The organism is Luteolibacter sp., assembly GCF_058122085.1.
The window spans coordinates 22,449-28,566 of sequence record NZ_JBIKBQ010000044.1 but is presented as its reverse complement, the minus strand read 5'-3'; the positions used below and the strand labels follow the sequence as shown (position 1 = coordinate 28,566).

The window sequence follows — 6,118 nt, the reverse complement described above, 5'->3', positions numbered from 1 at the left end:
CGGGGCGGGGCGGCTAACCCCGGGCGCCGCCACGGCCCTCTTCACGGGAGCCATCCACAGCCTCCTACACGGCAGCCGGTTCGTTAATCGCCCCGTCCTTGATGATGAGCGTGCGGTCGCCGATTTGCGCGAGATTCTGGTCGTGGGTGACGACGACGAGCGTGACGCCGTGCTCGCTGGCGAGGTCGAGCAGGATGCCCATGATTTCCGCGCTGTTGCGGGAATCGAGATTGCCCGTCGGCTCGTCGGCGAAGAGGACTTTCGGCTGGTTGACGATGGCGCGGGCGATGGCGACGCGCTGCTGTTCGCCGCCGGAAAGCTCGGCCGGCAGATGGTCCGTCCGGTCCGCGAGGCCCACGCGCGCCAGCGCCTTGAGCGCCAACTCGGTGCTGTCCTTGCCGGAAATCGCGCCGGGCACGGCGACGTTCTCCAGCGCGGTGAGCTCGGGCAGCAGGTGGTAATTTTGGAAAACGTAGCCGATCCGCTGGTTGCGGAAATTCGCCTGCGCGCGGCGGCCGAGGCCGTAGATGTCGGTGCCGTCGATGTGGACCGTGCCTTTTTCCGGGTGCTCGAGCCCGGCGAGCGTGTAGAGCAGCGTCGTCTTGCCCGCGCCGCTGGGGCCGCAAAGGAAAACCTTCTCGCCGCGGCGGATTTGCAGGTCGATCCCGTGCAGCACCTCGATGGATTTCCGCCCGATCCGGTAGCTGCGGTGGAGGTCTGTCGTTTGGATCATCACGTCGCTCATGCCGCAGGTTGTGCCATCCATCCGGCCCGTGCAAGCGCCGGAACATCATTCAAAGCTGGCGTTCCGGCCGGGATTTCCCCATGGTCCGCGCGCTGGCGGAAAAAGTTACGTTTTTTCATCAAAATCCGTGCGCGGCAGCAAACCGGCTCTAAAGATAACAAGCTTTCACCGACTCATCACCATGGCCTACGACTCCGACAGCAGCATGAAACTCTATTTGCGGGAAATTTCCAAGACCCCTCTCCTCACCGTCGAGGAGGAAAACGCCCTCGCCGAGCGGATCAAGATGGGTGACGACGAAGCCCGCACCCACATGATCAAGGCGAATCTCCGGCTGGTGGTGAAGATCGCCCACGATTATTCCGGCTACGGCATGTCTCTCAGCGACCTCGTTTCCGAGGGCAACATCGGCCTGATGAACGCCGTCGAGCGCTTCGACCCGGAAAAAGGCGGCAAACTCTCGACCTACGGCGCCTGGTGGATCAAGCAGTCGATCAAGCGCGCGCTCGCCAACCAATCCAAGACGATCCGCCTGCCGATCCACATGGTGGACAAAATCGCCCGCATGCGCCGGATTTCCTCCACCCTCGCCGAATCCCTCGGCCGCGAACCGACCGACGAAGAGCTCGCCTCCGAGCTCGGCCTGCCCCGCCAGAAGATCGCGATGCTCAAGCAAGCCGCGCAACGCCCGGCCTCGCTCGACGCGCCGATCAACGAGGGCGAAGCCACCGAATACGGCGAAATCATCAGCGACGAGTCCGCCTCCGATCCGCTCGAACTGCTCGTCGATAAGAATCTCCACGCCGAGATCGGCGGGCTGCTTTCCCTCCTCAACGAGCGCGAGCGCCGGATCATCGACGAGCGCTTCGGCCTCAACGGCCTCAAGCCGATGCTGTTGGAAGACGTCGGCCGCGAATTCGGTGTCTCCCGCGAGCGGATCCGCCAGTTGCAAAACTCGGCGCTGGCGAAGATGCGGAAGGCGCTCTTGAAAAAGGACAAACCCGCGCCGCAGCCTTTCAATCCGGGGATGGCTGGGGCTTGAGCCGTCCGCTCCCGGCTGAGACAGCCGGGACACATTCTCAGCCATCCTCCATCGTGTCGCCGACGATTTGCTCCGGATCGATGTCCACGCGCTCGTAGGAGGAAACCGCCGCGCGCACCATCGCCACGGCGCTCTCGTGCTCGTCGTGGATGACCTGGACTCCCATCTCCCGGAGCCGCGTGACTTCGGCATGGTATTTCGCGCGGCCGAAAATACAGATGCCGCTGTTTCGCTGGCGGACGAGCGGCACGGCGATGCAAGTCGCGTTCACCGCTGGAAAGGTGAAGGCCACCAGACGCGCGCGCTCGATGCCCGCGAGATCGAGCGCCTCGGCGTGGGTCGCATCGGCGAAAAGCACCGGCTGGCCCTCCTTTTTCAAGGCGCGGACCGTGTCGGAATTCAGCTCCATCACCAGCGTCTTCACGCCGCAGCGTTTGAGGGCGGCGTTGAGGGATTTCCCCACCGGGCCGTAACCGCAGATGATCGCGTGGTCGGAAATCTCCTTGATGGCTTTGACCGGCGTCATCGACGAGGGTGAGATCTTGTGAGCACCGAAAACGCCCTTCATTTCCAGCCATTTCCCGAGCGGACGGGAAGCCCGCATCAACGACGGGACCGCCGCCATCGTCACCGCCGTGCAGACCAGCAACATCTGCTCGACGACCGGATCCAGCGGCCGGTAGCCGCCGGCCTTGCCGATGAGGACGAGCGAGAACTCCCCGGTGCTGGCCAAACTGCCCGCCGCGAGCAGCGACGGACGCCCCGGCAGCTTGATCCATTTCAACACCGAAAAGACGATCCCGCCCTTCAGCACCAGAATGACCCCACTGCCTAGCAGCACCCGGTGCCAGTCCGAGACGATCACCGAGACGTCGATGAGCAAGCCCACCGAGATGAAGAAAATCGCCAGGAACAAATCCTTGAACGGCAGGATGTCGGATAGAATCCGGTGGCTGTAAATCGACTCGCTCACCACCAAGCCGGCCGCGAAGGCCCCGAGCGCGAGCGACAGGTTCAGCGCGCCCCCGGCGAAGGCCACCCCGGCGCAAAGCCCGATGACCGTCAGCGTGAACAACTCGCGGCTGCGGGTGCGCGCCACCGCGTTGAGCAGCGGCGTGAGCCCGTAGCGGCCGAGCAGCCAGGCACCCGCCAGAAACACCCCGCCCTTCATCAACGCCTCGCCGATCTGCCCGGTTACCGAGCCCTCGCCCTTGCCATAAAGCGCCGGCATCACCAGGAAGAACACGATCACCAGAATGTCCTGGAACAGCGCGATGCCCAGGCTCGCCCGCGCCCCAGGATTGTTAGTCTGCCCGAGATCCTGGAACGACATCATCGCCACCGCCGTGGAGCTCAGCGCCACCGCCACCCCCAGCACGATGCTGTCCGCCACCGGAAATCCCCAGGCCCGCGCCAGCAAGCCGACGATCCCCGCCGTGACGCCCACCTGCAAGCCGCCGCCGATCAGCGCCGTCCGCCACAAGTGCTTGAGCTCGCTGAGCGAGAACTCGATGCCCAGCGTGAACATCAGCAGCACCACCCCGATTTCCGCGAAATTGGTGATCACCGGATCGTCCTTGTCCAAGCCGGTCGCCCACAGCAGCCCGAAATTCCCGATCAGCACCCCGCTCAGCACATACCCCACCAGCAGGCTTTGTTTGAACTTCACCAGCACCAGTGAAATCAAAACCGCCAGCGCCAGCACCAAGGTCAACAAGGCGAACAGCGGCGAGATATTCGCCACTCCGCTCGCCAGAAACATCCCGTGAAAAACCATCTCCGCCAGCCTCCCGGTTTATTGGCGGATCGCAAAGCAGAAAACGCGCGTGCTATTGCGCGGCAATCCTTTCCGACCGCGAATTTGAGGCGGAGCGTGGCGGCGATCACCGGTCGCCGCTACATTCAAAGGATCAAAGAAGAGAAAGAACCCGTTTGCTCAAGGATTGATCCGCAGCCCCACCGCCTCCGCCAACAGGTCTTTGAAGCGGGTTCGCGCCCGAACCACGGTTACGGATTGTGCAGGCTGCCGGAATTCGGCAAGTTCCAGCGCGTTGAGGATTTCCAGATTCACCAACTCCGTGAGGACGAAAGGCCTCTTTGCGGAACCCAGCAACTTCATTCCCCGCTCGGTATTCGCATCCTGAATGAGGCTGCCCACCAAAACGCTCGGGTCCACGTAGATCATCGGCATGCTTCAGCGTTCGTAACTTTCGCGCTCTGCAAGCACCGGGTTGTAATCCAAAACAGGACCGCTAGCCAGCCACTCCCGCTGCTCCTCCGCCCAATCCGCCCAATCCACTTTGCGCTCCAACGGATTCACCGGCTTCTCCATCGGCACCAGTTTGCCCACCTGCTTGCCGCGCTTGGTCAGGATGATTTCCTCACCCTTCTCCACCTCCGCCATCAACTTCGACAAGTGATGCTGGGCTTCCCGTTTCGTCGCCGTTCTCATTGTTGACACTTTTGACGCACATGGCTCCCGCTGTCAAACTCCCATCCGCACGCGCGGAGCTTGCTTGATCCTCGCCTTCGGGCGAAATTCCTCCTGCATGCCACTCGTCCGCCACAGCCGTTTCACCGCCATCGATTTCGAATCGGCCGGCGCTTCGCGGGGAAAAACCGACAGCCCGGTGCAAGTCGGTCTCGCCAGTTGGTCCGCGGAAACCGGGCACTCCGATGCTTTCGTTTCCTACCTGTTCACCGACCAGCCGATCCAATGGGCCGCGCGGAAAGTCCACGGCATCGGCCCGGAAGACCTGGCCGACGCCCCTTCCCTCCTGTTGCTGTGGCCGGAATTCAAACGCCGTCTCGCCGGCGCTGTCGTCGTCGCCCATGGCAAAGGCACCGAAAAACGCTTCCTCCGCGCCTTCCCCGGCCATGGCTTCGGGCCGTGGATCGACACGCTGCTGCTCGCCCGCGCCGCCTGGCCGGAGCTGCCGGACCACTCGCTCGGCGCGCTCTGCGTCGCTTACGGGCTCACCGAAACCATCCAGGCGCTGGTCCCCGCGAAGTCTTGGCACGACGCGCTTTTCGACTCGGTCGCCTCGCTCGTCCTGCTCGCCCATCTGGTGGAAACCCACGCCCTCGCGGATCATCCCGTCGCCGCGCTGCTCCAGCCCGACACCTCGGCCTGGCACAAAACCCGCAGACCCTGACTCGCGCCATGAAACCCTTTCTCCATCTCATCGCCCTCGCGGCAGTCACCAGCCTCCTTTCCGCGAAAGAACCGGATGCGGACGCCGCACTCGTCCGCTCGCTGCTCGGCGAAAACCTATCCGAACGCAGCTTCTCCTTCGCCACCGTCGCCGAGGCCTGCTCCGGGAAAAATGTCCTGCCGCTTGATGACAGCCCCGCGCACCAGCGCGTCACCGCCGCCCTCGCCCGGGCCCTGACCGCCACCCTCGCCGAGCTCAACCAGCCCGACTCCCCCGTCCGCCAACTCCGCCGGATCAACGAGGCGTCGAAATTCTTCGAAGACGCCATCCACAAGCACCTCACCTCGATTCCCGGATTGAAATGCGATGTCCCCCCGACCCGCGCGGGCGGGCACCAGCGCGCCGGCTATCCGGACCTCCGCATCGTCGATCTGGAATCCAAACTCATCTTCTATCTGGATCCGAAACTCGTCGAACAAGGCTCAACCGAAAGCACCTTCCGCAGCTTCTACTTCGAACCGAAAATCGAAACCCTCAAGATCACCGACGACGCCGTGCACCTGCTCGTCGGCATCGAGCACGATGGCAAGGAACCGCTCTGGACCTTCACCGGCTGGCGGCTGGTCGATCTCTCGAAACTGCGCGTCCGGCTCAAAGCCGAGTTCCAAGCGACCAACGCCGGGCTTTACGAAAAAACCGTGCTTTCCCTCCCGGAATTCGTTCGTTAGTTTCCTCCTCTCATGACGTTACCACCCCGGCGCACCAGCGGCTCGACCGCCATGGACGACTACCTCGAACAGATCCTCCATCTGATCGAGGCGAAAGGCTACGCCCGCGCCGTGGACATCTCGAAAAACCTCGGCATTTCCCAAGCCAGCGTCACCAACATGCTCCAGCGCCTCGACGCGGAAGGCCTTGTCAACCACGAGAAATACCGCGGCACCGTCCTCACCGAGGAAGGCCACCGCATCGCCCTCGCCATCATCGAGCGCCACGAGACGCTCACCCGTTTCCTCCGCCTCTTCGGCATCGACGAGGAAACCATTTACAAGGACGTCGAGGGCATGGAGCACCACGTCTCGCGCCCCACGCTCGGAGTCATCCGCGCGGTGGCGGACGCGCTGGAGGCGGATCCCGCGCTGCTGGAACGAGTCCGCGACAAGAGCCGCTGAAACC

General features: G+C 63.4%; 8 protein-coding genes. 4 read left to right on the top strand and 4 right to left on the bottom strand.

Annotation, left to right across the window (positions count from 1 at the left end; all coding sequences use genetic code 11):
* Positions 1 to 64 precede the first annotated feature (64 nt).
* Positions 65 to 745, bottom strand: a complete 681-nt coding sequence (locus AC4DF4_RS08465; RefSeq protein WP_490047685.1) for an ABC transporter ATP-binding protein — start codon at positions 743 to 745, stop codon at positions 65 to 67.
* Positions 746 to 926: 181 nt separating this feature from the next.
* Between AC4DF4_RS08465 and AC4DF4_RS08460 the strand changes: the two genes are divergently transcribed.
* Positions 927 to 1,787 carry a sigma-70 family RNA polymerase sigma factor gene (locus tag AC4DF4_RS08460; protein ID WP_490047684.1) on the top strand — a complete coding sequence of 287 codons (861 nt, stop codon included), beginning with the start codon at positions 927 to 929 and terminating at the stop codon, positions 1,785 to 1,787.
* A 37-nt stretch (positions 1,788 to 1,824) separates the two neighbouring features.
* On the opposite strand, the gene AC4DF4_RS08455 is transcribed toward AC4DF4_RS08460, so the two are convergent.
* The 3 genes from AC4DF4_RS08455 to AC4DF4_RS08445 form a co-directional block, all read right to left on the bottom strand.
* The gene (locus tag AC4DF4_RS08455) at positions 1,825 to 3,549 is read right to left on the bottom strand and encodes a cation:proton antiporter (protein ID WP_490047683.1); all 1,725 of its coding nucleotides are present in this window, start codon (positions 3,547 to 3,549) and stop codon (positions 1,825 to 1,827) included.
* 174 nt (positions 3,550 to 3,723) lie between these two features.
* The gene (locus AC4DF4_RS08450) at positions 3,724 to 3,978 is read right to left on the bottom strand and encodes a hypothetical protein (protein WP_490047682.1); all 255 of its coding nucleotides are present in this window, start codon (positions 3,976 to 3,978) and stop codon (positions 3,724 to 3,726) included.
* Positions 3,979 to 3,981: 3 nt separating this feature from the next.
* The gene (locus AC4DF4_RS08445) at positions 3,982 to 4,239 is read right to left on the bottom strand and encodes a type II toxin-antitoxin system Phd/YefM family antitoxin (RefSeq protein ID WP_490047681.1); all 258 of its coding nucleotides are present in this window, start codon (positions 4,237 to 4,239) and stop codon (positions 3,982 to 3,984) included.
* A gap of 97 nt (positions 4,240 to 4,336) precedes the next feature.
* On the opposite strand from AC4DF4_RS08445, the gene AC4DF4_RS08440 reads away from it, so the two are divergent.
* From AC4DF4_RS08440 to mntR, 3 genes are read left to right on the top strand one after another with little or no spacing between them, the layout of a single operon-like run.
* Complete coding sequence (locus AC4DF4_RS08440; protein ID WP_490047680.1) at positions 4,337 to 4,942, top strand: 3'-5' exonuclease; 606 nt, start codon at positions 4,337 to 4,339, stop codon at positions 4,940 to 4,942.
* 8 nt (positions 4,943 to 4,950) lie between these two features.
* Entirely contained in the window at positions 4,951 to 5,670 is a 720-nt protein-coding gene (locus AC4DF4_RS08435; RefSeq protein WP_490047679.1) for a hypothetical protein, read from the top strand.
* Positions 5,671 to 5,682: 12 nt separating this feature from the next.
* Positions 5,683 to 6,114: a transcriptional regulator MntR gene (mntR, locus tag AC4DF4_RS08430; RefSeq protein ID WP_490047678.1), complete on the top strand. Its 432-nt coding sequence runs from the start codon at positions 5,683 to 5,685 to the stop codon at positions 6,112 to 6,114.
* The last annotated feature ends 4 nt before the right edge of the window (positions 6,115 to 6,118 follow it).